This is a genomic window from Synechococcus sp. MEDNS5 (assembly GCF_014279875.1).
GTDB lineage: Bacteria > Cyanobacteriota > Cyanobacteriia > PCC-6307 > Cyanobiaceae > Synechococcus_C.
In genome coordinates, this window is the sequence record NZ_CP047952.1 from 1,511,966 (window position 1) to 1,537,638 (window position 25,673).

A 25,673-nucleotide genomic window follows, 5' to 3' on the forward strand; every position below is an offset into this window, starting at 1 on the left:
CGGATGGGAGCCCGCTGATCACTTCTTGCCGACACCAAGCTCTTTGAGCTCGCCCAGCAAATCGCCCAGCACCTTCTTGGCATCACCAAACACCATGGAGGTGTTAGCCAGGTCGAACAGGTCGTTCTTGATGCCGGAGTAGCCGGCGCTCATGCCCCGCTTGACAACGAACACGGTGCGGGCCTGCTGCACATCGAGCACCGGCATGCCGTAGAGCGGTGAGTTGGGATCGCTCTTCGCCTGGGGATTGACCACATCGTTGGCACCAAGCACGAGAACAACGTCGGTGGCGGGGAACTCGGGGTTGATCACATCCATCTCTTTGAGCTGCTCGTAGGGCACATCGGCCTCAGCAAGCAGCACATTCATGTGACCCGGCATGCGACCAGCCACGGGGTGAATGGCGTAATCCACCTGGATACCGGCAGCCTCCAATGAACGCGTGACCTCACGCAGAGTGTGCTGAGCCTGGGCGACGGCAAGGCCGTAACCGGGCACGATCACCACCCGCTCAGCAGCCTCCAGGGTGAGAGCACATTCCTCCACACTGCAACTGGTGATGTTGGTGTACTCACCACCACCTCCGGATGCAGCACTTGCGCCCAGAGCACCGCCAAAGAGCACCGACACCAGCGAACGGTTCATGCCGTTGCACATCACCTGGGTGAGGATCAGGCCGGCGGCGCCGACCATCGCACCCGCCACGATCAGCAACTGGCTCCCCACCACGAAACCAGCAGCGGCTGCCGCCACACCGGAATAACTGTTCAACAGTGAAATCACCACGGGCATGTCTGCGCCGCCGATGGGCAAGGTGACGCCGATCCCCAGCAGACCGGAGGCCACCACCAGCAGCCACAGCCCCTGGGTGCCGTTTCCATCAGTGATCAGCTTGATGGCCGCCACGAGGGAGGCCACAGCAAGAGCGATGTTGACCACATGACGGGCCTTGCTCTGCATCCAGGCGGGCGTGGACAGCCAGCCCTGGAGCTTGGCCATGGCCACGATCGATCCGGTGAAGGTGATGGAACCAACGAACACGGAAATCACGATGGACACCACAGCGACCAGCCCCGCGGCTTCGAGCTGGCGTGGGAAGAAGGCTGCGGCAAGGGCCACGAGCAGCGATGACATACCACCACAGCCGTTGAACAGCGCCACCGTTTCCGGCATGGAGGTCATTGGAACCCGCTGAGCCGTGATCGCACCGAGAACGCCGCCGATCAGCGTGCCGGTGATGATCCACGTCCAGGCCGCAGCCGAAATGCCTGATGTACCCAGGTAGTTGATCAGAAGGCCCAGAACAGCCAGGGCCATCGCCACAGCCGCCAGCTGGTTGGCACTGCGGGCAGAACGCACTTTCGACAAGCCCTTGATGCCCAAAGCGAGCAGCAGAACGGCAACCAGTTCAACGGCGTACTTGAGAAATTCCATCAGCGGTTCTCCTTGCGGGCGGGCTTACGGCTGAACATGGCCAGCATGCGATCGGTGACCAGGAACCCCCCGATCACGTTGAAGAGTGCAAAGCCCAGGGATACGGCCCCAAGAATCAGCAGCACCAGGTTGTCCCCGGAGCGGATGATCGCGGTGAGCGCGGCCAGCACGGTGATGCCTGAGATGGCATTGGCCCCGCTCATCAGCGGAGTGTGCAAGGTAGGTGGCACCTTGCCGATCAGTTCCAGTCCCAGAAGGCTGCCAAGCAGCAGCACCCAGAGGAACTCCACAAAGCTTGTTTCCATCAGTTGGCTCCTGGGGTGAGAACGTCGCTGCGGCGGATGTTGCCGTCCTGACTGATCAGGCAACCGGCTAAGAGCTCATCCTCGAGGTCGAGGGTGAGCTGGCTGTCTTGAAGCATGGGCTGCAGCAGCGCCAGCAGGTTTTTGGAGTAAAGGAAGCTGGCGTGGTTCGGAACGGAGCAGGGGAGGTCGTTGGCACCGATCAACTTCACGCCCTTGCGATCCACGGTCTGGGAGGGAATGGTGTCGGCGCAGTTACCGCCCTGCGCGACTGCCAGATCCACCACCACCGCCCCGGGACGCATGCGATCAAGCATGTCCCCACTGATCAGACGTGGTGCACGCCGACCTGGCACCTGTGCGGTGCAGATGGCCACATCAGCCTCGGCCAGCTGATCGGAAAGCTGCTGACGCTGTGCCGCAAGAAAGGCATCGGAGGCCTGTTTCGCATAACCACCCGACTCGGCGGGTTTGTCCTCCATCTCGGGAGGGTCGATGAAGCGGGCACCGAGGGATTCCACCTGCTCCTTCACCGCAGGACGGATATCGCTGACGTAGACCACAGCACCCAGTCGGCGCGCGGTCGCCACGGCCTGAAGACCGGCCACCCCTGCACCGAGCACCACGACCCGGGCAGGCTGCACCGTGCCGGCAGCGGTCATCAGCATCGGGAAGTAACGATCCAGAGCGGCCGAAGCGAGCAGAACAGACTTGTAACCGGCGATGTTGGCCTGTGAAGACAGCGCATCGGCTGACTGCGCACGGCTGATGCGAGGCAGCAGCTCCAGGGCCATGGCGGAGAGGCCGCAGCTCTTCAGTGCTGCATCGAGCTCGACGTTGGCGTATGGAGCCAGTAGCCCAACCACCAGCGCACCACGGCGCAATCGGCCGAGGTCGAGAGGGGAGGGCGATTGGACGCACAGCAGCACGTCGGCCTCTCCCCAAGCCTGACTATCTCCGGGAGTCACAAGCTGTGCACCCACCTCGGCGTAGGCCTCATCGAGAAATCCGGACGTCCGTCCGGCTCCCCGTTCGAGCACCACCCGACAACCGAGAGCGATGAACTTCTTGACGGTTTCCGGTGAGGCCGCGACGCGGGTTTCCCCCGCCGCTGTCTCCACCGGGATCAAAAGTATGGGCAAGATCGTGATGCCGCCGACCCAGGCGAGGTTAGGCCGTCGCCGGATTGCGCCTGGATCTTTTCTGAAGATGCGGATATGTGATGGCTGGCTGTGGCTATGGAAAGGATCCTGATTGCATCAAGATGGGACTCACAGCGATCGAATGCCCAGACGGCGTTTGCCATAGCCATCACGGCGGCCACGCCGTTGAGCGCGATGCCATGGAAAAGCTGTTGGCCGACCATGGCCGTGAATGGTGCGAACGGCTGGCCGAGCGCATCTACGAAATGTCTGTGGATACCTTTTCCCAGACCGTGATGCCCAGCCTCCATGCCGCCGGATGGCAGCGACGCCACTTGGACTGGGAGTTCAAGCTGAGTGAACAGGATTCAGAACCTGACCGCACCCTGGTCGACGGCATTATCAATGCCACGGAAAGCTTTCTGCGCAGCAGTGAGGTGCACCGCCTGTTCATTCAGGAGCTGGTTCAGGGCACGTTTGATGAGGCGTCTGACGACCACCTGCGCAGCCAGGCTGTGCGCCAGCTGATCGAGGAAGAGATTCTTGGACTGCTGGAATCGCAACGGGATCAGCTTCTCCAGCGGCTCACCAACCGTTTGCTAGAGCCTGCAGGAGGACGGATGGACCGTGCCCATCAGGCGGCCGAAGATGGACTTGTGGAAGTGGAGCGGCTGCTCTGCAACCACACCGAATCGCTCTGAAGGCAGACGAATCGCACGATCGAGCAAAAACGAACGATCAGTCACTCACGAACAGGAACTGAACGCCCTCAGAACATGGGCATCAGTTCCTGCTCCACCGACTGCGCCATGGGCCGGCGGCCCTGGTGATGAAGCAGTCGTGCGCGAAGGATGAGCGGATCCAGATCACAATCAAGGGGCCAACAGCGCTCGAGAGTGCGCCTGGATTCAGGACCGGTCATGGGCTGGTAGCGACGTCGGGCCATAGAGAGAAGGGCAAAAACCCGAGGGCTGATGGTCGGAAGGTAAGAGTGGCGCAAGCGATTGGAATGGTTAGAAAGACCTAACTTTCCTATTCGCCATCACGACGCCGTCCTTTGCTCTAGAGGGAATTGCACCAGGCCACACGATTCGGCCCCGTCAGTGGCAGCAGCAACTCACCCAACTGCTGCGCCGACGCCTGGATCCAGTTGCTCCGGGAACGCGGGATGTGCTGATCCATGCGGGGCCGGGTGCTGGTAAGACCCTCGGCGCCCTGCTGGCCTTCCAGGCGATGCAGCGGGAAGGGCGTTTCAGTCGTGTGCTCGTGTTCTGTCACCGCACCTCGATCCTCGAGCAATGGCAACGGGCAGCGGAGCGCCTGGGACTGCACCTACAGCCCTGGAACGGTCCTGGCAGTGCCCCACTCCAGGCCGACGGCTGGCTGGTGAGTTATCAGGGGGCTGGCCGACAATCTGAAGCGCTCAAGGCCGAGCTCGCCCTATGGAGCGATGGCGAGCATCTGGCGATCGCAGACGAAGCCCACCATCTCGGTGTGGAGCCGGAAGAACCGGAAGGGCCGGTATGGGGTCGCACGTTTCTGGACCTGAGCCAGAGAGCCAGGCTGCGGCTCGGTCTCACCGGAACCCCGTTCCGCGCAGACAACCTGGCGTTCTGTGCAGCGCGGAGAGTGGAGGTGGAGGAGGCCGGCGAGCGGATGGAGCAGATCCAGCCGGATCTCAGTGTGGAGCCGAGGGAACTGATCGCCGCCGGCGACGTTAGACCGCTGGAATTCCGATTCCAAGATGGATGGGTAGAACACAGCCAGGACGGTCAGCCCGACCGGGAGGTGTCGCCGTTGTCGTCTGAGCAGCGGGAGAGCTGGCGGGCGCGCAACCTGCGCAGGGCCATTCGCCTGGCGGACAGCAGCAGCATCGCCCTGCAGCTGCTGCTGCGGGCCCGAACCCAACTGGAGCGGGTTCGACAGCACCATCCCCGTGCCGCGGGCCTGGTGATTGCTCGGGACATCGACCACGCCCGAACCATCTCCTCCCTTCTCGAGGAGCAGGGCGACCGGGTGGATCTGGTTCACTCACAAGACCCAGGCGCCTCGGATCGACTCAACCGCTTTGAACGCGGCGATGCCGACTGGCTTGTGAGCATCGACATGTGCGCCGAAGGATTCGATGCTCCCCGGCTACGAGTGGTGGCCTACCTAACGACAGTGGCCACCCGCAGCCGTTTCATCCAGGGCATCACCCGGGCGGTACGCCTCTGCGGGGAACGGGCTAGCAAGGAAGCGATTCCCCGCGATCCCTCCTTTGTGTTCGCGCCAGCCGACCCCCTGTTGATGCAGTACGCACGCAACTGGTCGCTCACGGAGCCCTATCGCATTGCGGCTCCTGCTGAGCCACGGATCGCGGAGGAGACAGGCCAGGGAGGAGCGTGGCGAGGGCCCAGCCTGCCCCTGGAAGCCGTCGGCGATGGTGCCGGTGCGGTGATCCGTGTACGAACACCGGAATTACCGAAATTTTTGCAGCGCTGAAAACATCTTTCCGCGAGAAAAAATGCGACGTTCTGCAAATCCAGCCCTGATGCAAAGCCATCAGCATGCAATCTGGGCACCATCTGGGAGACAGTCATGGACGCAGCTCTTGAACGTCGCGTCAGCGTCGCTACTTGCTGGGCGACAACCCGGATCGCCGTACTGGACAGCGCTGAGCGCTATGAAGACAGTTATGCGCTGACCCAGGAATACCGGGAATGGATCCTCTGCATCGGAGAGCATCCGGAAATGCTTGAAGAGTCCGTCATGAGCCTGAAGCAATCAAATGGAAAACGCCGACACCTGCACGCAGACAATCCAGCAGAAGACACACTCGAAATCTAATAAAATCCTTAAATAGCCGAATTCCGGATCGCTTCGATCGGAAAAATCCTGGCCAAATTGTCGAACAAACAACCCATCGGCCCCACCCCACCATCTACACTTAACTCATAATCACTCCGCATTAGCCATGGCGGTCGAAAATCTGGTGATCGTGGGGTCTGGCCCTGCTGGTTACACCGCAGCCATTTATGCCGCCCGCGCCAACCTCAATCCGCTTCTGATCACGGGGTTCCAACGGGGTGGAATTCCTGGTGGGCAGTTGATGACCACCACCCATGTGGAAAATTTCCCAGGGTTTCCCGATGGGGTGCTGGGCCCTGAACTGATGGACCTGATGAAGGCCCAAGCCGAGCGTTGGGGAACGCGCCTGCTGGAGGCTGATGCAGACCGAATCGACCTGAGCCAGAGGCCCTACAGAATCGAAGCCGACGGAGATACCATCGAAACCCAGGCTCTGATCATCGCCACTGGCGCGAGCGCCAATCGCCTGAGCCTCCCGAATGAAGAACGTTTCTGGAGCCAGGGAATCAGCGCATGCGCCATCTGCGATGGCGCGACGCCCCAGTTCCGCAACGAGGAATTGGCCGTGGTGGGCGGCGGTGACTCCGCCTGCGAGGAGGCTGTTTACCTAACCAAATACGGAAGCCATGTGCACCTACTGGTGCGTTCTGACCGCTTGCGAGCCAGTGCCGCCATGGCCGACCGGGTGCAGGCCAACCCCCAGATCACCGTCCACTGGAACACCCAGGTGGCCGACGCCGAAGGCGAGGAATGGCTCAGTGGGTTACGGCTCCATCGACGGGACAGCGGCTTGGAGGAGCACCTCCCAGTGAGGGGAATGTTCTACGCCATCGGACACACACCAAACACCGAGTTGGTGCGTGATCAGCTCCATTGCGACGGCACCGGTTATCTGATCACCCAGCCAGGACGCCCGGAAACCTCCAAAGAGGGTGTGTTCGCGGCGGGAGACGTCGCGGATGCGGAGTGGCGCCAAGGCATCACCGCCGCTGGCAGCGGCTGCCAGGCGGCCCTGGCCGCCGAGCGATGGCTCAGCCACAACGACCTGGCCCAACTGATCAAGCGCGATCAGGCCGAGCCCGCCAAGGCAGACACACCCAAAGCCACAGCGGAAACCACGGAATCCAGCTACGACCCGGATGCGCTCTGGCAGAAGGGAAGTTATGCCCTTAGAAAGCTGTACCACGACAGCCAGCGGCCGCTTCTGGTTGTCTACACATCCCCAAGCTGCGGCCCCTGCCACGTGCTGAAGCCACAACTCAAGCGTGTGCTCGACGAACTTGGAGGGCGCGCCCAGGGGATCGAAATCGACATCGAAGCCGACCAGGCCATCGCTGAACAAGCCGGCGTGAATGGCACACCAACCGTGCAGCTTTTTCACGACAAAGAGCTCAAGCAGCAGTGGCGGGGAGTGAAGCAGCGCAGCGAGTTCATGGCCTCGATTCGCTCACTTCTGCCTGAGGGCTGACGCTCAACGGCGGCGAGGTCCCCCGGGGCGGTTGCCACCGGGACGACCACCTGGTGCGCCGGCATTGCGTTCCCGGTAGGTGATCCGTCCTCGGGTGAGGTCATAAGGACTGATCTCCACCAGCACCTTGTCACCGGCGAGGAGTTTGATCCTGAATTTGGTGAGCTTGCCAGCCGCACGGCAGAGGCATTGATGACCTGCGGGCTGCTCGAGGGTGACCAGGTAGAACCCGTTGCCCTGCTCTTTTTCAATTACACCCGAGGTTTCAATCATGCGCCGGAATAAACCTGAATCAAGAATGACTGAATTTTAGAAGGCCACCGGCGCTGCGCTCAGTCGCAGCAGCGGAACCCCGCCCCTAGGGTCAGCCTTCTCGCATCAAGGTTCATGATCCTGCCCCCACTGTCGATGGACCTAGGCCTGCTAATGATTTCTATCGGGGCTGTGAATCTGTGGCGGTCACGGCAGAAATCCACTTAATCTTCGAGAAAAGCGCTCAAGTCCGTGTCCGAATCAGCCCTCGCTGCCTTTGCATCCCTGGTGCAGTCTGATTCTCAGATGAGAGAGCAGGTCAGACAAGCCGGAAGCCCCCAGCATGTGGTGGATCTAGCCAAGGAGCAGGGTCACGAGTTCACCCAGGCAACAATGTTGAAAATGCAGGCCGAAAAAATGAAGCACCTGCATGACGACCATCTGAACAAGGCCTCCAGCTGGGGAGAGGCCCTGCTTCTCTGCTTCGGAGGCCATTCCTGACCCTGCTGCTGCACAAGCCGTTCGGGGTTCTCAGTCAATTCACCCGAGAGCCCGGCAGCCGCTGGGGCTGTCTGGCCGACTGGGTTGACGTGCCGAATGTGTACGCAGCCGGCCGGCTGGACGCGGACAGTGAAGGATTGCTGATCCTCACCGAGAACGGACGCCTGCAGCAACGGCTCACCGACCCCCGTTTCGGCCACTGGCGAACCTATTGGGTGCAGGTGGAAGGTCTTGCGGACGACGTCCAACTGGCTGCCCTGGAACAAGGGTTGGTGATCAAAGGCCAGCGCACCCGTCCGGCCCGGGCGTCATCCCTCGACCCAAGTCTCTGGCGTGAACTGCCGGAGCGAACACCTCCCATCCGCGAGCGCCGCTCCATTCCCACCTCCTGGCTCAGCATCAGCCTGCGCGAAGGCCGCAACCGCCAAATCAGGCGGATGACGGCTGCCGTGGGACTGCCGACCCTGCGCTTGATTCGCCGCAGCGTCGATCTAATGGACGGTGACCCTCCTCTCAGCATTGAGGGCCTGGCATCCGGGCAATGGAGACCGGTCAAGCCGCCAGAACAGGAGCGGCTCAAAGCCTTGCTCAGGACCGAGGGAGCACGCCGGTGAGAGTGACCGCCCGGAACTCAACCCCCTCCACCACCCTCCAGGGCGTGTCGGAACGGTCGGCATAGCCCACCTGCTCAAAACCAAGGGCACGGAAGTCGGCCAGGAAGGCATCCTCAAGCCAGGCACCACTGATGCAACCGCTCCAGAGTTCAGGATCCTGCTGAAGACCCAGCGGCACAGGCCGATCGCAAACGATGTCGCTGATGGCCACGCGCCCACCCGGACGCAACACCCGGCGGATGTTGGCCAGAAGTGCAGCACGGGCCGAGGGGTTCACCAGATTGAGCACACAATTGCTCAACACCACATCCACACTGGCGGATTCAATCAAGGCGGAGCCTGATGGCGTTGAAGCATCCAGGGCTTCAATCGCACCTTTCACAAAGCGCACGTTGGCGAATCCGATGCGATTGGCCACGACCGGCGCCGCCGCGCAGGACAGGGCCAGCATGTCGTCGTTGCGATCCACACCGATCACCGATCCGCTTTCACCCACCACCTGAGAGCAGATAAAGGCATTCTTGCCGCTGCCGCTTCCGAGATCGAGCACATCGTCGCCGACCTGCACCCATCGGGTGGGATCACCGCATCCGTAGTCGCGCTCCACAACATCCGTGGGGATCACCTTCAACAACGAGGCGTCAAAGGCGACAGGGGTGCAAAGGCAAGCTTCCTGTTGATGGGCCGCTGCTCCGTACCGGGATTCAACGGCCTGGGTCTGGTCCAAAGACGGTCCACAGCATTGTTCAGCCATCACCCCAGGGCCTCCTGCAGCTCACGTGCGGTCATCCATTGACCGTAGTAATAATTGGCGCTGGCCCGGCGGTCGCTGTCTTCAAGGCCGTCGAAGGCATCGAATCCCAAGGTGCGCCACAGCTCGTGCCCGCACGTGCGGGTGAGCTCGGTTTCCGCCTCACGGCAGAGGTTATCGAGCCGTCGCTGCAGATTCTTGACTTGAGCAACCGACATAAAACAGAGCGGGCGGGACCCGACATTAACGAAAGCCAGTACAAATCAACCACTCGCCGGTGGTGGTGGTCATCAGAACGGCAGCTTTTTCTTGGCGTCCCTGTCGAGATCCGCCTCCATGGCACGCAAGCGCTTGAGAATCGTGTCGTAGTACTCCCGGATGTACGCCTCCAGGCCGGTCACCTCCGAAGCATCGATACCGAAATGGCTGTAGCTGGACTCCATCGGTGCGTCGAGGGCACCACCACCACCGGTGACTTCAGCAAAAGCCAAACGCTCCGCCACATTCACCGCAGGCTCGAAGAAGGAGCAGGCGCCTTCCATCAAGCGCATCAGCACGGGGGGCACCCGGAACACCCGAGCTGACTTCCCCGAGGCCAGCTCACAGAGCTGAACCACCTCGCCTGTGTTCCAGGCTTTCGGGCCGACCACCGGGAAACTGCCGCGCACGGTTTCCGAATGATCCAGAGCTGCCACCGCGAAGCGGGCCATGTCCTGAGTGTTCATGTAGGCAATCGGCGTGGGACTACCGCTCACCCATACGGTCTGGCTCTCCAGCACAGGGATGGCGAACTGACTGATCACCCCCTGCATGAAGGCAGCACCCTGGAGGATGGTGTAGTCGAGGTCTGATTCCTGGAGCAGCTTCTCAGTGCAGTACTTGATGTCCATCAATGGAACATCACGATGCTTCTCCGCACCCAGCAATGAGAGGAACACAAACCGCTTCACTCCCGCGCGTTCGCAGGCTCTGAGCAAGTTGAGTTTGCCGTCCCAGTCGGTCACATAAACGCTCTGGGGATCGTTGGGGCGGCTGGTGGCCGCATCAATCACGGCGTCCACCCCATCGAGGGCGTAATCGAGGCTGGCCGGCTCGAGCAGATCACCGCGGGTGAGCTCACACCCCCACTCCTGCAGAAAGGGGGCTTTGCGCGGAGAACGCACCATGCAGCGCACATCGTGACCCTGATCCAGGGCTCGACGGGCAATCTGCCTGCCCAGGGTTCCCGTTCCACCAACCACCAGAACCTGCATGGGGCTCGCTCTTCCAAGGCAGGAGCCTAAGGGGCGTCCAACCTTGTTTGAGAGTCAGTCCTTCTGCAGCTTCAAGAGGAGGGCACCACCGGCCAGACCCACAGGAATCAGCACCCAGAACACCGCTGCAATGCCGAAAATCTCCGAAGCCATGGGGATGTGTTCACGATCAGCACCTATTAAAAGCTGCCCTCAGGCCAGATCGGCACACCGTTGTAACAACACCTTCCATGGCGCATCCGTGCGCAGCTGCCCGGCCATCACGCCACTGACGCCGGCCCAATAGCCCTCGCTTTGCAGCGCCTGCACAAGCCTGTGCAGAGGAGGCGGGCCGGCAAGCCCAAGGCGTTGCGCCAGTTCATCGGTGGACCAGCAACACACCGGCAACCCCGGATCCCCCTGCAAGCGTTCGAGCAGACGCCGACTGGGAAGCGCCATGGTGTGCGGCATGGCTTCACTCAGGTTGAGCAGCTCCTGCAACAGCGCCGGGGACTGCAATGGACCCAGCCAGAGCGGGCCCGACACCGCCCAGCGCCCCGAATCAGCCCGGCAGGCACAGGCCCGCCAGCCGCTGAGCTTCAGCACAGGCTGAACGGCTTGATCACCGCAGTGTTCACAGCGGGCGAGGAGGCCCAGACTGCCTTCCTCATCAGCGCCAATACGCCTGTGCAGGCGCACGGCCAAGCGGAAGGTTCGCCCATCGCTAAAGCAAGCCAGCGGTTCAAGCCCTCGGCCCAACATCCAGGCCTCCCGCGCCAAAGCCGCAAGCTGAAGCCGCAAGGCCAGCTCCCAGCTGGATGGATGGGCCCGTGCCGCCGCAGCAAACCGCCGCACAGCGGCCACCCGGTCATGGCCTGTGGGCGAGCGACCGTCGGTGCTGGCCAGGATCAACACCCCTCCGAAGCGCAGCACCGAAAGCGCCGACTGCAACAGCCCGTTCGGGCAACCAAAAGCATCAAGATCGATCAGGTCGAAGCGGCGCTGATCGAGATAGGCCTGCCGCAGCAGACGTTCTGCAGGCTGTTGACTAAACGTGAGGTCCACGCCGGCGAGGCCAGACAGAGGCTTGAGATTGGCCTGGAGAAGATCCATCCGCTCGGGATCGGCATCATTCAGCCAGAGCGCCAGCGGGTGCGGTGACTGGGGCGCGCCTTCCAACCCCCAGCGCAGGCCACGGATGCCGCAACCGGCCATCAGATCCAGCCAGTGCTGGGGCCCCTGGGCCCTGGAGGCCTGATGGGCAGCCAGCAGAACAGACAGGTCCCTGGATGGACGCGACTCAGGGCGGAAGAAACCCGATCCCGTCTGCAAACAGGCAGCGCCTTCGCGATAGTGAAGATCCCGGGAGTCCAGCCGCGTGCCTGCAACCACCCTCCAGCCTGCCTCCACCGGTGCTGACTGGGGCGATGCGGCCACCTGGACATGGCAGGGATTCCAATGCCACTGGCGGGTTCTTGGAGCCACAAGCGCTCCCGCCGTGGTGCTGTTGCACGGCTTTGGTGCCAGCAGCAGCCACTGGCGCCATAACGCCGGTCCACTGGCACAGGCTGGATACCGGGTCTTTGGCTTGGATCTGATTGGCTTCGGTCGTTCTGATCAGCCCGGTCTTGGGCGCCGGACAGCGCTCGACAACAGGTTATGGGGCCGGCAACTGGCTGCCTTTCTCGAACAGGTAGTGCAATCACCGGCGGTGCTGGTGGGCAATTCCCTGGGAGGTCTGACAGCCCTTACCACCGCAGTGCTGGCCCCCCAGCTTGTGGCCGCAGTGGCGGCCGCCCCCCTGCCGGACCCGGCCCTGTTGAACCCTGTCGCAGCGCGCCAGAAACGAGGGCAGAGGCAACTCAGGCGCTCAATCGTGACGGTGCTGTGCAGGCTGCTGCCACTTGAGCTGGTGGTGCCGCTGATCAGTCGAACGCCGCTGATCAAGGCAGGGCTCCAGGGGGCCTACCACCGGCCCATCGGCATGGACCGGGAACTGGAGCGCCTGATCGCCCAGCCGGCACGACGGGCCACGGCACCGAGGGCGCTGCGGGCAATGAGCGTCGGCATGGCCCTGCGTCCGAGAGGCGCCACGGCTCCGGCTCTGCTGCAGCGGCTGCGCCAGAGCCCCCAGCCCCCACCGGTGCTGTTGCTCTGGGGGCGTCAAGATCGCTTCGTGCCGTTGCTCATCGGTGAACGTGTGCAAAACGAACACCCGTGGATCGAGCTCAAGGTGGTGGAGAACAGCGGCCACTGCCCCCATGACGAAACCCCCGAACGGTTTCATCAAGAGCTGCTGCACTGGCTGGACCGTAATTTGGGACACGAACACGCATCCGGGATCGAGCAACAGGCATGAAGCACACCCTGTCGGTTCTGGTGGAAGATGAATCCGGTGCCCTCAGCCGCATTGCCGGTTTGTTCGCCCGCCGAGGCTTCAATATCGACAGCCTGGCCGTGGGCCCTGCAGAAGCGGACGGACGTTCGCGGCTGACGATGGTGGTGGAGGGCGATCAGCAGACGCTCCAGCAGATGACCAAACAGCTGGACAAGCTGGTGAATGTTCTGCAGGTGCTCGATCTTTCCCAGCGCCCCGCGGTGGAACGGGAACTGATGCTGATGAAGGTGTCGGCGCCAGACAGCCAGCGCAGTGCCATTCTCGAGCTGGTGCAGGTCTTCCGGGCCAAGGTGGTGGATGTGGCGGACGACGCGCTCACCCTGGAGGTTGTGGGCGATCCAGGAAAACTGGTCGCCTTGGAGCGACTGATGGGTCCTTACGGCATTCAGGAAATCGCGCGCACCGGCAAGGTCGCCCTGGAGCGGGCTTCCGGCGTGAACACGGAACTTCTCAAAGCCTCGATCTCAGGAGGGCGGGTTCCCGCCTGAGAAACTCGGGAATCGGATCAGAGCCCAGGCGTGAGCAGGGTGGCTTTGATGATTTTGTCGTCCTGACGGATGGCATCCACCACCTCCATGCCCTCGGTGACACGGCCGAAGACGGCGTAGCGACCATCCAATTCCGGCAGGGGCTTCAAGGCGATGTAGAACTGCGCGCTGGCGGAATCCGGTGACTGGGATCGGGCCATGGCCAGGGCGCCGCGCGCATGGCTGAGCTTCAGCTTCAGCAGTTCGCTGGGGTTGCTCACCACCCGCCCGTAACGGGGTTGATCCTCACCCTCAAACGCCAGCTCCAGGGGAATGAACCTGGCTTGGCCACTCTCAGGATCGATGAAGCTGCCAGTGCCGTATTGAGCCTTGGGCGTTTGGGGATTGCTTGAAGCAGGATCGCCCCCCTGCACCACGAAGGGAACGGGATCCCTCACAACGCGATGGAACACGGTGCCGTTGTAGGTGCCGCGCTTCACGAGATCCACGAAATTGCCGGCCGTGACCGGAGCCGCATCACCATCCAGCTCAAGGGTGATCATTCCGCGGCTTGTCTCCATGGCAACGCTGGCCTTGCCCTGAAGACAGGGACTCGAGGCCTGCTCACAGCCATCCGGCACGGAGGCTGTGGTGGTGGAGGCACAGCTCACAAGCAGGGGAATGCAGAGCGCAAGAGTGATCAGGGCGCGCAAGGAACGCTGGAACAGTGAGCGGTGGCACATGGTGAGATCAAAGTCCCTCGAGATTCACGCCCAGAAACCGAGCGAGTTCGGCTCCATCCTGCTCCAGCTGGGCGAGAGGAAGGGGTTCACCCACGCGGGTAAGCGGCATGTCTCGCCGACCCTGAACGCGCAACGACACGCGCCTGCGCGTATTGAAGCCATCGCGCACTTCCACCTTCACAGCCTGAACATCCTTCAGAGGAATCTCAACGCTGATCGGCTTGCGGAACCCGCGGCGGGAGATGGTGATCACACCCGCCTGCTTATCGAAGCGGTTGGAACCCGATCCCACATCGATGGCGATCACCGCCCAGAGGTACGTGGCCAGAAGGGCTGCAGCAATGCTGTACAGGCCCATCACCAGTCCCTGAGGGACGAACACCAACCCTGCCGGATGCCCAAGGGGCAGCAAGTCCCGACCGAGATAGCTGGAGAGGGACGCAAACAGAAAGCCCACGCCGCCGATGGTGACCATCGCAGCAACCAATACGTTGGAAAGACGGCGCGATCCCAGCACCGGCTGTTCGAGCAGTTCAGCGGCCATCGAAGCCTGGAAACAGCGCACATTGTGAACGCTCATGCCGTTGCGCGGACGCCCCATGCAGGAGCTGCCACAAAAGGGCGCGAAAAAACGAAAGAAAGAGCGAAGAAACACTCCGATACAACGGATTTCAGCTGAGAGCGATCAGCCCCGCAGAGCCCGTTGAGATTGTTAAGGTCGCCTGGTATCCCACAGCCTGCGGGTAACCGCACCGTTCTCCTCTCATGACGATCGCTGTAGGACGCGCGCCACAGCGGGGATGGTTCGACGTCCTCGATGACTGGCTCAAGCGCGACCGCTTCGTTTTTGTCGGCTGGTCCGGCATTCTTCTCTTTCCAACGGCCTATTTGGCCATCGGTGGCTGGCTCACCGGCACCACCTTTGTTACCTCCTGGTACACCCACGGCATTGCCTCCTCGTACCTGGAAGGTTGCAACTTCCTCACCGCTGCTGTGTCCACCCCCGCTGATGCGATGGGTCACAGCCTGCTTCTGCTCTGGGGCCCTGAGGCCCAAGGCGACTTCGTTCGCTGGTGCCAGCTCGGCGGCCTCTGGGCCTTCGTGGCCCTGCACGGCGCCTTCGCACTGATCGGCTTCATGCTGCGTCAGTTCGAGATCGCTCGTCTGGTGGGCATCCGCCCTTACAACGCCATCGCCTTCTCCGGTCCGATTGCGGTGTTCGTCAGCGTCTTCCTGATGTACCCCCTCGGCCAGAGCAGCTGGTTCTTCGCGCCCTCCTTCGGTGTGGCTGCGATCTTCCGCTTCCTCCTCTTCCTTCAGGGCTTCCATAACTGGACCTTGAACCCCTTCCACATGATGGGCGTGGCCGGCATCCTCGGCGGCGCACTGCTCTGCGCCATTCACGGCGCAACCGTGGAAAACACCCTGTTTGAGGACGGCGAGCAGGCCAATACTTTCAAGGCGTTCGAGCCCACTCAGGAAGAAGAGACCTATTCAATGGTCACCGCCAACCGCTTCTGGAGCCAGATCTTCGGGATCGCGTTCTCCAACAAGCGCTGGCTGCACTTCTTCATGCTGTTCGTGCCTGTGATGGGCCTGTGGACCAGTTCCATCGGCATCATCGGCCTGGCCCTCAACCTGCGCGCCTACGACTTCGTGTCGCAGGAGATCCGCGCTGCAGAAGATCCCGAATTCGAGACCTTCTACACCAAGAACATCCTTCTCAATGAAGGTCTGCGTGCCTGGATGGCACCGGCTGACCAGCCGCACGAAAACTTCGTCTTCCCTGAAGAGGTTCTGCCCCGTGGAAACGCCCTTTAATTCCGGTCTTATCGCCACTGGCGGTAAAGACCTCGACTCCACCGGCTATGCCTGGTGGTCCGGAAACGCCCGTCTCATCAACCTGTCCGGCCGTCTGCTGGGTGCCCACGTGGCCCACGCTGGTCTGATGGTGTTCTGGGCCGGCGCCATGATGCTCTTCGAGGTGAGCCACTTCACCTTCGACAAACCGATGTATGAGCAGGGTCTGATCCTGTTCCCCCACGTCGCCACCCTTGGTTACGGCGTTGGACCTGGTGGTGAGGTCACCGATCTCTACCCCTTCTTCGTGGTCGGTGTTCTTCACCTGATCAGCTCCGCCGTGCTCGGCCTCGGCGGCCTTTATCACGCCCTGCGTGGTCCTGAAATTCTCGAGAACTACTCCACGTTCTTCTCACAGGACTGGCGTGACAAGAATCAGATGACCAACATCATTGGTTATCACCTGATCCTTCTGGGCGTCGGCTGTCTGCTGCTGGTCTTCAAGGCCATGTTCTTCGGCGGCGTCTACGACACCTGGGCCCCCGGTGGTGGTGATGTGCGACTGATCACCAATCCCACTCTGGATCCCGGTGTGATCTTCGGTTATCTGTTCCGCGCCCCCTTCGGCGGCGAAGGCTGGATCATCGGTGTGAATTCCATGGAGGACATCATCGGTGGCCACATCTGGTTGGGTCTGACCCTGATCTTCGGTGGCATCTGGCACGTGATCACCAAGCCTTTCGGCTGGGTGCGTCGCGCCTTCATCTGGAACGGTGAGGCCTACCTGAGCTACAGCCTCGGCGCCCTGAGCTTCATGAGCTTCATCGCCTCGGCTTACATCTGGTTCAACAACACCGCTTATCCCTCGGAGTTCTACGGCCCCACCAATGCCGAGTCCTCCCAGGCCCAGAGCTTCACCTTCCTGGTGCGTGACCAACGCCTCGGCGCCAACATCGGTTCCGCCATGGGCCCCACCGGCCTGGGTAAGTACCTGATGCGCTCCCCCACCGGTGAAATCATCTTCGGCGGCGAAACCATGCGTTTCTGGGACTTCCGTGGTCCCTGGCTGGAGCCCCTGCGTGGGCCCAACGGCCTGAGCCTCGACAAGTTGCAGAATGACATCCAGCCCTGGCAAGTGCGTCGTGCCGCTGAGTACATGACCCACGCTCCCAACGCGTCGATCAACTCCGTAGGCGGCATCATCACCGAGCCCAACTCGGTGAACTTCGTGAACATCCGCCAATGGCTGGCTGCCACGCAGTTCATCCTGGCCTTCTTCTTCCTGATCGGTCATCTCTGGCATGCGGGCCGCGCCCGTGCTGCTGCTGCCGGTTTCGAAAAAGGCATCGATCGTCAGGCCGAGCCCACCCTGGCGATGCCCGACCTCGACTGATTCAAGGATTCACCTCCAACAATCGTCATCACCCCCTGCCGCAAGGCAGGGGTTTTTTATTTGGCTTAAACGCGAAGGCCGCAAGCTGATTAAGCTTTGGCCACGGCATTCCCTGCACCAACCTCAAACTCACTAGCAGAGCTGCGGAAGCACAAACTTGAACAGCCCCCCGGAACTGCAGGAGAAAGCGGAGAAACTGGTCGTTCAACACCGGGAAAGCAGCCTGTGGCTGTTTGGCTCCCTGGCGAGGGGAGACTGGGATGCGTACTCTGATGTCGACATGCTCGCCATCGCAGCCACTCCTGCGGATGCCGAAACCTTGGCCGATGCAGTGTTGAGCCATCTACTTGCCGACGATGTGCTGGCTCTCAGCTCAGCGAATTGGGATCGTCTTCGTTGCAGCCAGGATCCCTATTGGCAAGCGATCGGCCGCGATGTCCGAATCCTGGCGAAAGGATGACAACGCGCTTTCAGGCCTGGTTACGAAAAGCAGAAAGCGACCTCGCGGTGGGCAAGCTCACTGAAGCGGAAGAATTTCACAGCCAAGCCTGCTACCACTAAAGCCAAGCAGCAGAAAAAGCTCTGAAAGGTATCTTGATTTCTCTTGGAGTCTTACCGCCACATAGCCATTCACTCGATCGACTCGTCCAAGAGATTGAGCGGCAGGGGATCAACACTGACTCTCTGGGAGATGTCCATCTGAAGGCTGTCAGCAGGATGAATAGCGAAACCCGTTATCCACGAGACGACGAAGCTCCAATGGACAGATTTGACGCAAGAGATTCCGCGCAGGCGAGAACAATCGCAGAACACGTTCTGATGTTTGTGAAATCGATCCTTAGCTATTGACCAAGGAAGTGCGTCGAACGTGGCCAAGGGCCTCACAAAGCAGCTCTTCGGCAGCAGCGGCAGTAACAACGCCAGTGCCAGTAACAGCAGTCGCCAGGTGGCCACAGACGCGGGCTACTGCAGCCTCAGCCAGAGAGGACAGCGGGTGTTCGATGGCCCCTGCCAGCTCAAGCAGGTGTCGAAGGGTGATCGCAACCGTTACAAGATTCAGCTGGAGAACGGCAGCAAGTACGTGTTCAAAGACAACGGCAGCGGCACATACACCATCAGTGATTCCTTCGGTGGGAGCTGGCCGGTGACCTTCGTGGATCACGGCAACACAGGCGTGTTCCGCTTTGCCGATTACAAGCTTGTGGCCACCCAGAACAGCGGCAGCACAAACCAGGACGCTGCAGGAGCCGCTTTGGGTGCGGCCGTGGGCACGATGCTGAACAACCTGTTCAAGTAAGCCGCGTTAACTCCAATCCATCGGCCAGCACCACGCCTTCCGCTTCAAAGCGGCGCAGCACACGCAGCTGGAATTCGCGTTCGCTCACCCATTGCCCACCCGCTTTGGTAATCAGCAGCACCTCCAGATGGGTGCCCAGCGGAGTGACCCGGCGCACCCCCCGCAACACGGGTTCCCCGAGCAAACGGTGATTCCAATCGCTGTCATTCACGAACAGATCGATCTCATCGCGGATCAGGGTGATGGCCTGATCAATGGAGCTCTGGCGGTGAGACACCACAAAGGTGACCAAACTGCCTGATCGCAATTTCGTGTGGTTACGCAGCTGGCGGATCGTGCTGTTATCAAGCGTGTCGACCCGCTGATCCAGGCAGCGGATCTGGGTGCTGAACAACCCCACATCCACCACCTCCCCTTCCACGCCATCAATCTCAATCCAGTCGCCGATGGCATAGCGATCCTCAATCAGCACCAGCATCCCGGCGACAAAGTCGCGCAATAACCCCTGGAACACAAAGGCCAGGGCACCCAACAAGGCACCACCTGCAACAAGGATGGAAATGGAAGCGGTGCGTACGCCAGGGACATCGATCAACACCCAAAGCCCCGCCACCAGCAGACAAGACACATCGATCAGTCGATGACTCACCCGCAGCAGGCTGCGGTAGCGCTGATCCCGACGCGCCCTTTCCTGGACGACCACGTCCACATTGTCGGCCCATTGGTGCAGCAGAAACGTGCTGAGCGCCCGCAACAGCAAGCCCACCAATGTGACCACTCCCGCCTTGATCAAAGCGAACGAGGGTTGCAGCAGCAGCTCGAGCGCCAGTGGGATCTGCCCGGGCACAGCCATCACGCCGAGGCCCACCATCATCACCAGCAGAAACAGAATCCACACCATCAGCACCCGGGTGACGGTGTGGGTGAGATGCAGGTGCACCTCCAGAGAAGGCACCCGATAGCCCTCCGTGAAGCGACGGCGCTGCAGGCGCGACACCCTGCGCCGCAACCCTCTCCAGGCCAACAGCGACACCGCAATCATCCCGAGAAGGAGGAGCTCCACCACGAGGGTGATTCGCCAGCGCTGGGCCAGTTGTCTCGGCCGGAGGGTCGAGCGCGCATGGTTGATCCTGCTCTCCAGGATCATGCGCCAGCGCCTGGCCAGCTGCTCGGTGGTGACGCCGTTGATCTCCGCGTCGGCTTCCGTGACCGACAGCAACGGGAAGGCGCGCTTGCGATCAGGTAGCCGCGCTTCAAGCACCTGATTGCCTTTGCCATCGGAGACGATCTCAAGCCTGACCAAACCATTACTCATCGCCATACCCGGACCGAGGCCGGCGGTGCAGACGTTGGTCTCGCCGCCCAACACGCTGTCGAGCAGCCATTCGCTCAAGCGTTCTCCTTGCCCGCAGAGCTGGTTGGGGTCGTAGAGAAGGCGCAGGTTGCCTTCGATCACGGCAGCGCGTTGCCGGGCCGCTGGCGATCCACCATCACTGTTGAGCACCGAACTCGACACGGTGATGGCCGGAACTCCGAGGATGTTGACCTTGGCCAGTTCGTACTTGCCAACGGAAAGCCCCCGTTCCGGCAGGGTGCGATTGAGGACATCGACATTGAAACCAGGAACCCCGAAGCCTGATGGTCCGCTGGAGGGCGCTGCCATAGAGGGAATGGCCATGGACAACACCACAGCCAGCAACGCCACCAGCACTGCTTTGAAGGATCGGCGAAAGCAGCGCAACAAGGATGCGTGATCAGAAACTCATGTCCAGCAGGGTATGGCCCTGCGGCGGTTGATGCTTCTTGTCCCCACCGGCTGGCATACGGAAGCCCTGCACGGAACGACTCCAGTCGTCGCTTGATTCAGCGAAGTAAGCCTGTTCAGCGCTGAGAACGAGGGACGCGTCGGCCTGATTCGTGGCGTTGATGGCGAGAGGCTCCATGGCAGAAGCGCTCAGGGCAAGGGTTCCGGAGAGGAGCAAAGCGCCGAGTCCGGGAAGCAGAAAACGATGCATGGCCAAAGGTGTGAGAAGGGCCTGCTTTTGCTTTAGCTACGGCAAAAGAAAAATGGCAACGCAGCCCATTGACGCTCAAGATTCCTGCGGTAACCACTGCCGCAGGAGCGGCAAGCTCAATCCGATTACGTTCGAAAAGCAGCCATCAAGGCGCTCAACGACACACCCGCCACGCCCTTCCAACGCAAATCCTCCGGCGCATTGCAACGGCTCACCACTGCTCACGTAGGCGTCGATCTCCGCATCACTCAGATCGGCAAACAACACCCGCGTAGTGACGGATTGGCATTGGCTGGAGATCGCGATCGCTTGCGACGTCGCGATCAGAAAGTGCCCGGTATGCAAGTCGCCCCAATGGCCCCGCATCCGTTGCCACCGGGCTTTGGCTTCCAAAGCATCGGCGGGTTTGCCGAACACCTCACCTTCAAACGCCAGCACGGAGTCACACCCCAACACGGCATGGATCGTTGGATCCGTCAGCTGGGCATGCACCGCTGCGGCCTTGGCCTCAGCCAACAGGCACACGAGATCCGCTGGCTGGGGATGGTGAATGCCGTCTTCATCCACCCCACTCACCTGAACCCGATGGGGGATGCAGGCCTGCTCGAGCAGACGACGGCGGGCCGGGGACGCGGAAGCCAGCAGAAGCATGGGGGCCTCAGAGAACGCTGCAGACCCCGAGAATGACAGCGTCAGCAGCATGCGCGTGATCGCCCAGGACCCCAGCGAACTCACCCAGCACGCCCAGCGGCGGGCCCGCCAGGCCGTGCGCTGCCTGCCGTTCCGGCGCGGCTTCTACCGGCTCCTGGACGAGAGCGCCCAAAGCAGCAAGGAGCTGGCCAACCGACCCGACTGGCATGTGAACACAACGCAGCGGCTGGGAGCAGGAGAAACCGAAACGTTGCTCATCTGGCTGATCCAACTGGGCGTTCTGCGGCGTGAAGTGGATGGTCAGGGGCTCACCGAGCGGGTGAGAATCACACCGCTGGGCCGGGATGTTCTGGCTGACTGGCCCGAGGAGATTCCTGCTGCCGGCCCGCTGAGTCGGGTGATGCACTGGTGCCGGCGTCGCCGCCCGCGCTGGTGAGAGTCGCTCCATCCCCAGACGCGCTGCGATGCTTCGCTGCAGCACCCTCCTCGAGGCAGCCGTGAGCCAGGCGCAAACCCACACCCCACTCATGGTGCTCGGCACCAGCAGTGGAGCGGGGAAATCGCTGATGACCGCCGCACTGTGCCGGGTGCTGAAACGGCGCGGAGAGACCCCCCTGCCCTTCAAGGGTCAGAACATGAGCAACAACGCCTGGGTGGACCCAGGCGGCGGGGAAATGGCCTACTCCCAGGCACTCCAGGCCTGGGCCGCAGGACGGGAACCCGAATGCGCCATGAATCCGGTGTTGCTGAAACCCCAGGGCGACAGCACCAGCGAGGTGATCCACCTGGGCCGTTCGGTGGGCACCTGCCGCGCCGAGCACTACTACCGCGACTGGTTCCGGCCAGGCTGGGCAGCAATCCGCCAGGGCCTGCACACCCTGCAGGTCCAGCACCCCGAGGGGCGGCTCGTGCTCGAGGGAGCCGGCAGTCCCGTGGAAGTGAACCTTCAGGCCCGCGACCTCACGAACCTGCGCCTGGCCCAATACCTGCGGGCCCGTTGCCTCCTGGTGGCCGACATCGAACGCGGCGGGGTGTTTGCCCAGATCGTGGGCACCCTGGCTCTACTCAGGCCCGTGGAGCGCCCACTGATTGGCGGTCTGCTGATCAACCGCTTCCGCGGTCGCCGCGAATTGTTCGATGAAGGCCGGCGCTGGCTGGAGCAAAACACCGGGATCCCCGTGCTGGGGGTGATGCCTTGGCTCGATGAACTGTTTCCTCCGGAAGACTCCCTCGACCTGCTCGAGCGCCGCGGCCGTAAACGCGGCGCTGAGCTCGAGATCGCTGTGCTCAAGCTACCCTCGCTCAGCAATTTCTCCGATCTCGATCCCCTCGAGGCCGAGCCCACGGTGCAGCTGCGCTGGGTGGAAGCTGGCGCACCCCTGGGAACGCCCGATGCGGTTGTGATTCCCGGCAGCAAGCAAACCCTGCGCGATCTGGGCCGCCTGCACAGCAGCGGTCTGGCCAGCGCCGTGCAGCGCTTTGCCCGTTCAGGCGGTGCCGTCTTCGGGGTTTGCGGCGGCATGCAGATGCTCGGCCAGGAGCTGGAAGATCCCGACGGACTGGAAGGGCAGGGTCCGGACAGCAGCAGCGGCGCTGTAGCTGGCCTCGGACTTCTGCCCTTGCACACACGCTTCGGTGGCGAGAAAGCCCTGCGCCATCGGCAGAGCAGCGTGCACTGGCCCGAGCACCAACCCCAACTCAGCGTGGAGGGATTCGAGCTCCATCGCGGCCACACGCAAGCACTCGAACCCTGCAGCCCCCTCTGCGAGGACCCATCGCTGGGTTGGGTGGCCGGCTGCGGAGACCAGGGAGGCATCGCCGCTGGCACCTATCTCCATGGCATTTTCGACAACGGACCCTGGCGGCGCCGCTGGCTGAATCAGCTGCGCATCCGGCGGGGCCTGGAGCTGCTCAGTGAACAGCAGCCGCACCACAGCCGCCAACGGGATGCCCTTCTCGATCGCCTGGCCGATGCCTTTGAAACCCATGTGAGCCTGGAGCCGCTGCTGTGAAACCCGGTATGCCCTCAGAGTCGGTGATGGTGTCCATCCAGTGGCCGGATGGCCGCCGCAGCCGCTGCCCCAAGGGGCAGGACTGGCTTGTCGCCAGCCGGGAGGCTGGGGTGCACATTCCCACCGGATGCCTGGGCGGAAGTTGCGGCGCCTGCGAAATCGAGGTGAACGGCACCGTGGTGAGAGCCTGCATCAGCACCGTGCCTGCGCCAGCATCCGGTCAGTTGACGGTGGAACTGGCCACCGATCCCCACTGGTGACCGTGCCTCCACCCTCACCCCGCCACTCCCTTTTGAGGGGCAGCCTGCGGGCCCTGCTCGCAGGGGCGGCAGGCGGAGCTCTCGCTGCTCTGGTGGTGTCGGTTGTCCTGACCCTGCAGGGGTGGGTCTGGGGTTCTGCGGTGCTGAAGGGGTTGCCATCAGAACGCCCCCTGCTCTGGTGTCTGCTCTGGTGCAGCGGAATCGGCCTGGCCATCAGCTTGCTGCAACGGCACCGGCCCTCAAGCGCCCTTCCTGAAATGGTGGAGACCCTGACGGAGCTGCGCCGGCCTGATGGCCTGCAGACCAACGAGGGTGCACGCCAGCTGCTCGGAGGAGGTCTGGCGTTGATCGGCGGCGGCACCCTCGGCCCGGAAGCATTGATGACCCGGTTGATTGCGGTGGCCAGCCATCGCATTTGGCGGGGCACCGACCGTGACCTGGTGGCTGCGGCGATGGCCGGGACGCTGGGCTTGTTCCACTCCCCCCTTGTTGGCGGGGCAGCGCTGGCTGGCCGGCGCTGGCAGTTGCTCTGGCGCTGGCTTCCAGCCACCCTCGGCGGTGTGGCTGGCTTCGTGGCGTTCAGGGGATTGAGCGACCTGGGCGGTGGCCTGCGCGGCGTGCCCTACGACTGGCCAGTGGATCGGGAGCAGTGGTTCGGGGCTCTGGTCGCTGCGGTGCTGGCCGGACTCGTGGGCTGTTGCATCGGTGGGCTGCTGGGCCGTTGGCGCCATTGGTTGCGGTCGCTGTCCCTACAGGAACGCTTCTGGTTCAGCCCGGTGCTGACCGGTCTGATCCTTGGCTTCAGCCTCTGGGCCCTGCCGCTGTCGGTGTTCTCCGGCGAGAACCAGCTCAAGCCACTGGTGCTGGGCGCCTGGTCGCTGAGCACGGGCGTGCTGCTGCTGTCCGCACTCGTGAAGCTGCTGTTGGTGGGCCTCTGCCTGGAAACCGGCTGGAGAGGGGGGCAATTCTTCCCGGTGATCCTGGCCAGCAGCGCCCTGGGCATGGGGCTGCATGAATGCCTGCCATTTCTCGGAGGCCTGCAGAGCTGGAGTTCCGGCGTTGTGGGCGGCAGCTTGTCCGTTCTGCTCAACTCGCCCCTGCTGGGGTTGGTGCTTGGTCTCACGCTTCTGCAAGGCCATGGAGCCGGAGCGCTCGTGATCGGCTTGCTCGTGGGCCAACTGCTCCAACGCAAACGCTGAATGGGTGTTCTTGCCGGTCTCGTCGCAGCATTGGCCTGGACCCTGGCCAGCAGCCTCTGGCGGGGACTGGCCACCTCCTTGAGCGCCCTGCAACTCAACGGCCTCAAGAACGCCATCGCCTGCTTGGCGCTGCTGCCCGTGCTGATCAGCCTCCCTTGGAGCCAAGAAGTGCCCGGTTTGTTGCTGCTGCTGATCAGCGGCGGCATCGGAATCTCCCTGGGGGACAGCTTTTACCTGGCCGCATTGCGGCGTTTAGGCACGCGCCGCACCCTCACCCTCGAATCACTGTCTCCTCTGGCAGCGGCCAGCGGTGGTCTGCTGGTGATGGGGGAACGGATATCAGGCCTGGCCTGGCTCGGCACGGTGATGGTCACCGTGTCCGTGGTGCTGGTGGCCCGCCAACAACCGCCGGATGGCACCAGCCAAAACGACCGGAGCACGCGCGAACAGATCATCGGGCTGACGTTGGCCCTGGCGGCGGTGATCTGTGGTGTGACAGGAGCGGCAGTCTCCCGCAATGTTCTGCTGAGCACGGATCTGAGCCCGATCCAGAGTGCCTCCGCCAGGCTGCTCGGCGGCTTGCTGCTGTTGCTTCCCTGGTTGCGATTCCATGGAGCGTTTCCGCAGCCCAGACCCAAAATCGCCCGTTGGCCACGGGTGCTGCTGGCCACAGGCCTGGGCACCGTTCTGGGAATCCTGTTGCAGCAGGTGGTGCTGCAGCGGCTGCCCCTGGGTGTGGGCATCACCGTGCTCAGCACCGCACCGGTGATGGCGCTGTTGGTGGCCCGGGCTGAAGGCGATCATCCACGCGCCTCTGGATGGCTGGCCTCAGCACTCGCGGTGGCGGGTGTGGCTCTCGCCGTTAGGGGTTAAGCCCCTACGGTTTTTGCAG

32 protein-coding genes and 1 pseudogene are annotated in these 25,673 nt (G+C 62.4%); 18 read left to right on the top strand and 15 right to left on the bottom strand.

Going from position 1 to position 25,673, the window contains the following annotated elements; all coding sequences use genetic code 11:
* Positions 1-18 precede the first annotated feature (18 nt).
* The 3 genes from SynMEDNS5_RS08075 to SynMEDNS5_RS08085 are packed head-to-tail and all read right to left on the bottom strand — an operon-like array spanning position 19 to position 2,878.
* Positions 19-1,434, bottom strand: coding sequence for an NAD(P)(+) transhydrogenase (Re/Si-specific) subunit beta (locus SynMEDNS5_RS08075; RefSeq protein WP_186582910.1), 1,416 nt, complete (start codon positions 1,432-1,434; stop codon positions 19-21).
* Positions 1,434-1,739 carry an NAD(P) transhydrogenase subunit alpha gene (locus SynMEDNS5_RS08080; RefSeq protein WP_006041802.1) on the bottom strand — a complete coding sequence of 102 codons (306 nt, stop codon included), beginning with the start codon at positions 1,737-1,739 and terminating at the stop codon, positions 1,434-1,436. The genes SynMEDNS5_RS08075 and SynMEDNS5_RS08080 overlap by 1 nt, the downstream gene beginning before the upstream one ends.
* Positions 1,739-2,878 (bottom strand): NAD(P) transhydrogenase subunit alpha, encoded by a 1,140-nt coding sequence (locus tag SynMEDNS5_RS08085; RefSeq protein WP_186582911.1) that lies wholly within the window; start codon positions 2,876-2,878, stop codon positions 1,739-1,741. The genes SynMEDNS5_RS08080 and SynMEDNS5_RS08085 overlap by 1 nt, the downstream gene beginning before the upstream one ends.
* Positions 2,879-3,000: 122 nt before the next feature.
* Here SynMEDNS5_RS08085 and SynMEDNS5_RS08090 point away from each other — a divergent pair, with 122 nt between their 5' ends.
* Complete coding sequence (locus SynMEDNS5_RS08090) at positions 3,001-3,579, top strand: EF-1 guanine nucleotide exchange domain-containing protein (RefSeq protein ID WP_186585919.1); 579 nt, start codon at positions 3,001-3,003, stop codon at positions 3,577-3,579.
* A 68-nt stretch (positions 3,580-3,647) separates the two neighbouring features.
* Here the strand turns inward: SynMEDNS5_RS08090 and SynMEDNS5_RS08095 are convergent, their stop codons facing one another.
* Positions 3,648-3,824, bottom strand: coding sequence for a hypothetical protein (locus SynMEDNS5_RS08095; RefSeq protein WP_186582912.1), 177 nt, complete (start codon positions 3,822-3,824; stop codon positions 3,648-3,650).
* Positions 3,825-4,003: 179 nt separating this feature from the next.
* On the opposite strand from SynMEDNS5_RS08095, the gene SynMEDNS5_RS08100 reads away from it, so the two are divergent.
* The 3 genes from SynMEDNS5_RS08100 to trxB all read left to right on the top strand — a co-directional run bounded on the left by SynMEDNS5_RS08100 (position 4,004) and on the right by trxB (position 7,196).
* Positions 4,004-5,362, top strand: coding sequence for a DEAD/DEAH box helicase (locus tag SynMEDNS5_RS08100; protein ID WP_255440381.1), 1,359 nt, complete (start codon positions 4,004-4,006; stop codon positions 5,360-5,362).
* 96 nt (positions 5,363-5,458) lie between these two features.
* Complete coding sequence (locus tag SynMEDNS5_RS08105) at positions 5,459-5,707, top strand: hypothetical protein (protein WP_186582913.1); 249 nt, start codon at positions 5,459-5,461, stop codon at positions 5,705-5,707.
* Between the two features lie 127 nt (positions 5,708-5,834).
* On the top strand, positions 5,835-7,196 hold the full coding sequence (gene trxB, locus SynMEDNS5_RS08110) for a thioredoxin-disulfide reductase (protein ID WP_186582914.1): 1,362 nt from the start codon (positions 5,835-5,837) through the stop codon (positions 7,194-7,196).
* 3 nt (positions 7,197-7,199) lie between these two features.
* On the opposite strand, the gene infA is transcribed toward trxB, so the two are convergent.
* Positions 7,200-7,469, bottom strand: coding sequence for a translation initiation factor IF-1 (gene infA / locus SynMEDNS5_RS08115; protein ID WP_006041809.1), 270 nt, complete (start codon positions 7,467-7,469; stop codon positions 7,200-7,202).
* Positions 7,470-7,700: 231 nt separating this feature from the next.
* Between infA and SynMEDNS5_RS08120 the strand changes: the two genes are divergently transcribed.
* Together SynMEDNS5_RS08120 and SynMEDNS5_RS08125 are read left to right on the top strand one after the other, a co-directional pair.
* The gene (locus SynMEDNS5_RS08120) at positions 7,701-7,949 is read left to right on the top strand and encodes a Nif11-like leader peptide family natural product precursor (protein ID WP_186582915.1); all 249 of its coding nucleotides are present in this window, start codon (positions 7,701-7,703) and stop codon (positions 7,947-7,949) included.
* Complete coding sequence (locus tag SynMEDNS5_RS08125; protein ID WP_370593592.1) at positions 7,907-8,563, top strand: pseudouridine synthase; 657 nt, start codon at positions 7,907-7,909, stop codon at positions 8,561-8,563. Before SynMEDNS5_RS08120 ends, SynMEDNS5_RS08125 begins: the two co-directional genes overlap by 43 nt.
* Here SynMEDNS5_RS08125 and SynMEDNS5_RS08130 read toward each other — a convergent pair.
* The 5 genes from SynMEDNS5_RS08130 to SynMEDNS5_RS08150 all read right to left on the bottom strand — a co-directional run bounded on the left by SynMEDNS5_RS08130 (position 8,538) and on the right by SynMEDNS5_RS08150 (position 11,938).
* The gene (locus SynMEDNS5_RS08130; protein WP_186582916.1) at positions 8,538-9,317 is read right to left on the bottom strand and encodes a methyltransferase domain-containing protein; all 780 of its coding nucleotides are present in this window, start codon (positions 9,315-9,317) and stop codon (positions 8,538-8,540) included. The two genes, SynMEDNS5_RS08125 and SynMEDNS5_RS08130, sit on opposite strands and share 26 nt — an antisense overlap.
* The gene (locus SynMEDNS5_RS08135; protein WP_186582917.1) at positions 9,317-9,532 is read right to left on the bottom strand and encodes a hypothetical protein; all 216 of its coding nucleotides are present in this window, start codon (positions 9,530-9,532) and stop codon (positions 9,317-9,319) included. Before SynMEDNS5_RS08135 ends, SynMEDNS5_RS08130 begins: the two co-directional genes overlap by 1 nt.
* A 72-nt stretch (positions 9,533-9,604) precedes the next feature.
* Complete coding sequence (locus tag SynMEDNS5_RS08140; protein WP_186582918.1) at positions 9,605-10,567, bottom strand: NAD(P)H-binding protein; 963 nt, start codon at positions 10,565-10,567, stop codon at positions 9,605-9,607.
* 54 nt (positions 10,568-10,621) lie between these two features.
* Entirely contained in the window at positions 10,622-10,720 is a 99-nt protein-coding gene (petM, locus tag SynMEDNS5_RS08145; protein WP_011933540.1) for a cytochrome b6-f complex subunit PetM, read from the bottom strand.
* 39 nt (positions 10,721-10,759) lie between these two features.
* Positions 10,760-11,938 carry a N2,N2-dimethylguanosine tRNA methyltransferase gene (locus SynMEDNS5_RS08150; RefSeq protein ID WP_255440087.1) on the bottom strand — a complete coding sequence of 393 codons (1,179 nt, stop codon included), beginning with the start codon at positions 11,936-11,938 and terminating at the stop codon, positions 10,760-10,762.
* Here SynMEDNS5_RS08150 and SynMEDNS5_RS08155 point away from each other — a divergent pair.
* Both SynMEDNS5_RS08155 and ilvN read left to right on the top strand, forming a co-directional pair.
* Complete coding sequence (locus SynMEDNS5_RS08155; RefSeq protein ID WP_255440089.1) at positions 11,925-12,905, top strand: alpha/beta fold hydrolase; 981 nt, start codon at positions 11,925-11,927, stop codon at positions 12,903-12,905. The two genes, SynMEDNS5_RS08150 and SynMEDNS5_RS08155, sit on opposite strands and share 14 nt — an antisense overlap.
* Positions 12,902-13,432 (top strand): acetolactate synthase small subunit, encoded by a 531-nt coding sequence (gene ilvN / locus SynMEDNS5_RS08160; protein WP_186582919.1) that lies wholly within the window; start codon positions 12,902-12,904, stop codon positions 13,430-13,432. The genes SynMEDNS5_RS08155 and ilvN overlap by 4 nt, the downstream gene beginning before the upstream one ends.
* A gap of 17 nt (positions 13,433-13,449) precedes the next feature.
* On the opposite strand, the gene SynMEDNS5_RS08165 is transcribed toward ilvN, so the two are convergent.
* Positions 13,450-14,154, bottom strand: coding sequence for a peptidylprolyl isomerase (locus SynMEDNS5_RS08165; RefSeq protein ID WP_186582920.1), 705 nt, complete (start codon positions 14,152-14,154; stop codon positions 13,450-13,452).
* 7 nt (positions 14,155-14,161) lie between these two features.
* Complete coding sequence (locus SynMEDNS5_RS08170; protein ID WP_186585924.1) at positions 14,162-14,698, bottom strand: photosystem I assembly protein Ycf4; 537 nt, start codon at positions 14,696-14,698, stop codon at positions 14,162-14,164.
* Between the two features lie 221 nt (positions 14,699-14,919).
* Between SynMEDNS5_RS08170 and psbD the strand changes: the two genes are divergently transcribed.
* The 5 genes and pseudogenes from psbD (at position 14,920) to SynMEDNS5_RS08195 (ending at position 18,644) form a co-directional block, all read left to right on the top strand.
* A complete protein-coding gene (gene psbD, locus SynMEDNS5_RS08175; protein WP_006041823.1) occupies positions 14,920-15,975 on the top strand; it encodes a photosystem II D2 protein (photosystem q(a) protein) in 1,056 nt (351 codons plus the stop codon).
* Positions 15,959-17,347 (top strand): photosystem II reaction center protein CP43, encoded by a 1,389-nt coding sequence (psbC, locus tag SynMEDNS5_RS08180; protein ID WP_186582921.1) that lies wholly within the window; start codon positions 15,959-15,961, stop codon positions 17,345-17,347. Before psbD ends, psbC begins: the two co-directional genes overlap by 17 nt.
* Positions 17,348-17,504: 157 nt before the next feature.
* Positions 17,505-17,807, top strand: a complete 303-nt coding sequence (locus tag SynMEDNS5_RS08185) for a nucleotidyltransferase family protein (protein ID WP_186582922.1) — start codon at positions 17,505-17,507, stop codon at positions 17,805-17,807.
* 116 nt (positions 17,808-17,923) lie between these two features.
* Positions 17,924-18,196 (top strand): annotated as a pseudogene (locus tag SynMEDNS5_RS13255) (HEPN domain-containing protein); the annotation flags it as partial.
* 19 nt (positions 18,197-18,215) lie between these two features.
* Positions 18,216-18,644 (top strand): hypothetical protein, encoded by a 429-nt coding sequence (locus SynMEDNS5_RS08195; protein ID WP_255440090.1) that lies wholly within the window; start codon positions 18,216-18,218, stop codon positions 18,642-18,644.
* Here SynMEDNS5_RS08195 and SynMEDNS5_RS08200 read toward each other — a convergent pair.
* From SynMEDNS5_RS08200 to SynMEDNS5_RS08210, 3 genes are all read right to left on the bottom strand, one after another.
* Positions 18,637-20,388: a mechanosensitive ion channel family protein gene (locus SynMEDNS5_RS08200; protein ID WP_255440091.1), complete on the bottom strand. Its 1,752-nt coding sequence runs from the start codon at positions 20,386-20,388 to the stop codon at positions 18,637-18,639. The two genes, SynMEDNS5_RS08195 and SynMEDNS5_RS08200, sit on opposite strands and share 8 nt — an antisense overlap.
* A gap of 10 nt (positions 20,389-20,398) precedes the next feature.
* Entirely contained in the window at positions 20,399-20,659 is a 261-nt protein-coding gene (locus tag SynMEDNS5_RS08205) for a hypothetical protein (protein ID WP_186582924.1), read from the bottom strand.
* A 75-nt stretch (positions 20,660-20,734) separates the two neighbouring features.
* Positions 20,735-21,310 carry a nucleoside triphosphate pyrophosphatase gene (locus SynMEDNS5_RS08210; protein ID WP_186582925.1) on the bottom strand — a complete coding sequence of 192 codons (576 nt, stop codon included), beginning with the start codon at positions 21,308-21,310 and terminating at the stop codon, positions 20,735-20,737.
* Between the two features lie 49 nt (positions 21,311-21,359).
* Here SynMEDNS5_RS08210 and SynMEDNS5_RS08215 point away from each other — a divergent pair, with 49 nt between their 5' ends.
* The 5 genes from SynMEDNS5_RS08215 to SynMEDNS5_RS08235 all read left to right on the top strand — a co-directional run bounded on the left by SynMEDNS5_RS08215 (position 21,360) and on the right by SynMEDNS5_RS08235 (position 25,654).
* A complete protein-coding gene (locus SynMEDNS5_RS08215; protein WP_186585926.1) occupies positions 21,360-21,746 on the top strand; it encodes an Npun_F0494 family protein in 387 nt (128 codons plus the stop codon).
* Positions 21,747-21,837: 91 nt separating this feature from the next.
* On the top strand, positions 21,838-23,322 hold the full coding sequence (locus SynMEDNS5_RS08220) for a cobyric acid synthase (RefSeq protein ID WP_186585927.1): 1,485 nt from the start codon (positions 21,838-21,840) through the stop codon (positions 23,320-23,322).
* Between the two features lie 8 nt (positions 23,323-23,330).
* The gene (locus tag SynMEDNS5_RS08225; protein ID WP_186582926.1) at positions 23,331-23,582 is read left to right on the top strand and encodes a 2Fe-2S iron-sulfur cluster-binding protein; all 252 of its coding nucleotides are present in this window, start codon (positions 23,331-23,333) and stop codon (positions 23,580-23,582) included.
* Positions 23,579-24,781, top strand: a complete 1,203-nt coding sequence (locus SynMEDNS5_RS08230) for a chloride channel protein (RefSeq protein WP_186582927.1) — start codon at positions 23,579-23,581, stop codon at positions 24,779-24,781. The genes SynMEDNS5_RS08225 and SynMEDNS5_RS08230 overlap by 4 nt, the downstream gene beginning before the upstream one ends.
* A complete protein-coding gene (locus SynMEDNS5_RS08235; RefSeq protein ID WP_186582928.1) occupies positions 24,782-25,654 on the top strand; it encodes an EamA family transporter in 873 nt (290 codons plus the stop codon). It begins immediately after the preceding gene.
* The last annotated feature ends 19 nt before the right edge of the window (positions 25,655-25,673 follow it).

What these genes read in the sequence shown, in the direction of transcription:
- SynMEDNS5_RS08075 (WP_186582910.1), bottom strand. Translation starts at nt 1,434, where the DNA reads ATGGAATTTCTCAAGTACGCCGTTGAACTGGTTGCCGTTCTGCTGCTC.
- SynMEDNS5_RS08080 (WP_006041802.1), bottom strand. Translation starts at nt 1,739, where the DNA reads ATGGAAACAAGCTTTGTGGAGTTCCTCTGGGTGCTGCTGCTTGGCAGC.
- SynMEDNS5_RS08090 (WP_186585919.1), top strand. Translation starts at nt 3,001, where the DNA reads ATGGGACTCACAGCGATCGAATGCCCAGACGGCGTTTGCCATAGCCAT.
- SynMEDNS5_RS08095 (WP_186582912.1), bottom strand. Translation starts at nt 3,824, where the DNA reads ATGGCCCGACGTCGCTACCAGCCCATGACCGGTCCTGAATCCAGGCGC.
- SynMEDNS5_RS08105 (WP_186582913.1), top strand. Translation starts at nt 5,459, where the DNA reads ATGGACGCAGCTCTTGAACGTCGCGTCAGCGTCGCTACTTGCTGGGCG.
- trxB (WP_186582914.1), top strand. Translation starts at nt 5,835, where the DNA reads ATGGCGGTCGAAAATCTGGTGATCGTGGGGTCTGGCCCTGCTGGTTAC.
- infA (WP_006041809.1), bottom strand. Translation starts at nt 7,469, where the DNA reads ATGATTGAAACCTCGGGTGTAATTGAAAAAGAGCAGGGCAACGGGTTC.
- SynMEDNS5_RS08130 (WP_186582916.1), bottom strand. Translation starts at nt 9,317, where the DNA reads ATGGCTGAACAATGCTGTGGACCGTCTTTGGACCAGACCCAGGCCGTT.
- SynMEDNS5_RS08135 (WP_186582917.1), bottom strand. Translation starts at nt 9,532, where the DNA reads ATGTCGGTTGCTCAAGTCAAGAATCTGCAGCGACGGCTCGATAACCTC.
- SynMEDNS5_RS08140 (WP_186582918.1), bottom strand. Translation starts at nt 10,567, where the DNA reads ATGCAGGTTCTGGTGGTTGGTGGAACGGGAACCCTGGGCAGGCAGATT.
- petM (WP_011933540.1), bottom strand. Translation starts at nt 10,720, where the DNA reads ATGGCTTCGGAGATTTTCGGCATTGCAGCGGTGTTCTGGGTGCTGATT.
- ilvN (WP_186582919.1), top strand. Translation starts at nt 12,902, where the DNA reads ATGAAGCACACCCTGTCGGTTCTGGTGGAAGATGAATCCGGTGCCCTC.
- SynMEDNS5_RS08165 (WP_186582920.1), bottom strand. Translation starts at nt 14,154, where the DNA reads ATGTGCCACCGCTCACTGTTCCAGCGTTCCTTGCGCGCCCTGATCACT.
- SynMEDNS5_RS08170 (WP_186585924.1), bottom strand. Translation starts at nt 14,698, where the DNA reads ATGGCCGCTGAACTGCTCGAACAGCCGGTGCTGGGATCGCGCCGTCTT.
- psbD (WP_006041823.1), top strand. Translation starts at nt 14,920, where the DNA reads ATGACGATCGCTGTAGGACGCGCGCCACAGCGGGGATGGTTCGACGTC.
- SynMEDNS5_RS08205 (WP_186582924.1), bottom strand. Translation starts at nt 20,659, where the DNA reads ATGCATCGTTTTCTGCTTCCCGGACTCGGCGCTTTGCTCCTCTCCGGA.
- SynMEDNS5_RS08210 (WP_186582925.1), bottom strand. Translation starts at nt 21,310, where the DNA reads ATGCTTCTGCTGGCTTCCGCGTCCCCGGCCCGCCGTCGTCTGCTCGAG.
- SynMEDNS5_RS08215 (WP_186585926.1), top strand. Translation starts at nt 21,360, where the DNA reads ATGCGCGTGATCGCCCAGGACCCCAGCGAACTCACCCAGCACGCCCAG.
- SynMEDNS5_RS08220 (WP_186585927.1), top strand. Translation starts at nt 21,838, where the DNA reads ATGGTGCTCGGCACCAGCAGTGGAGCGGGGAAATCGCTGATGACCGCC.
- SynMEDNS5_RS08225 (WP_186582926.1), top strand. Translation starts at nt 23,331, where the DNA reads ATGCCCTCAGAGTCGGTGATGGTGTCCATCCAGTGGCCGGATGGCCGC.
- SynMEDNS5_RS08235 (WP_186582928.1), top strand. Translation starts at nt 24,782, where the DNA reads ATGGGTGTTCTTGCCGGTCTCGTCGCAGCATTGGCCTGGACCCTGGCC.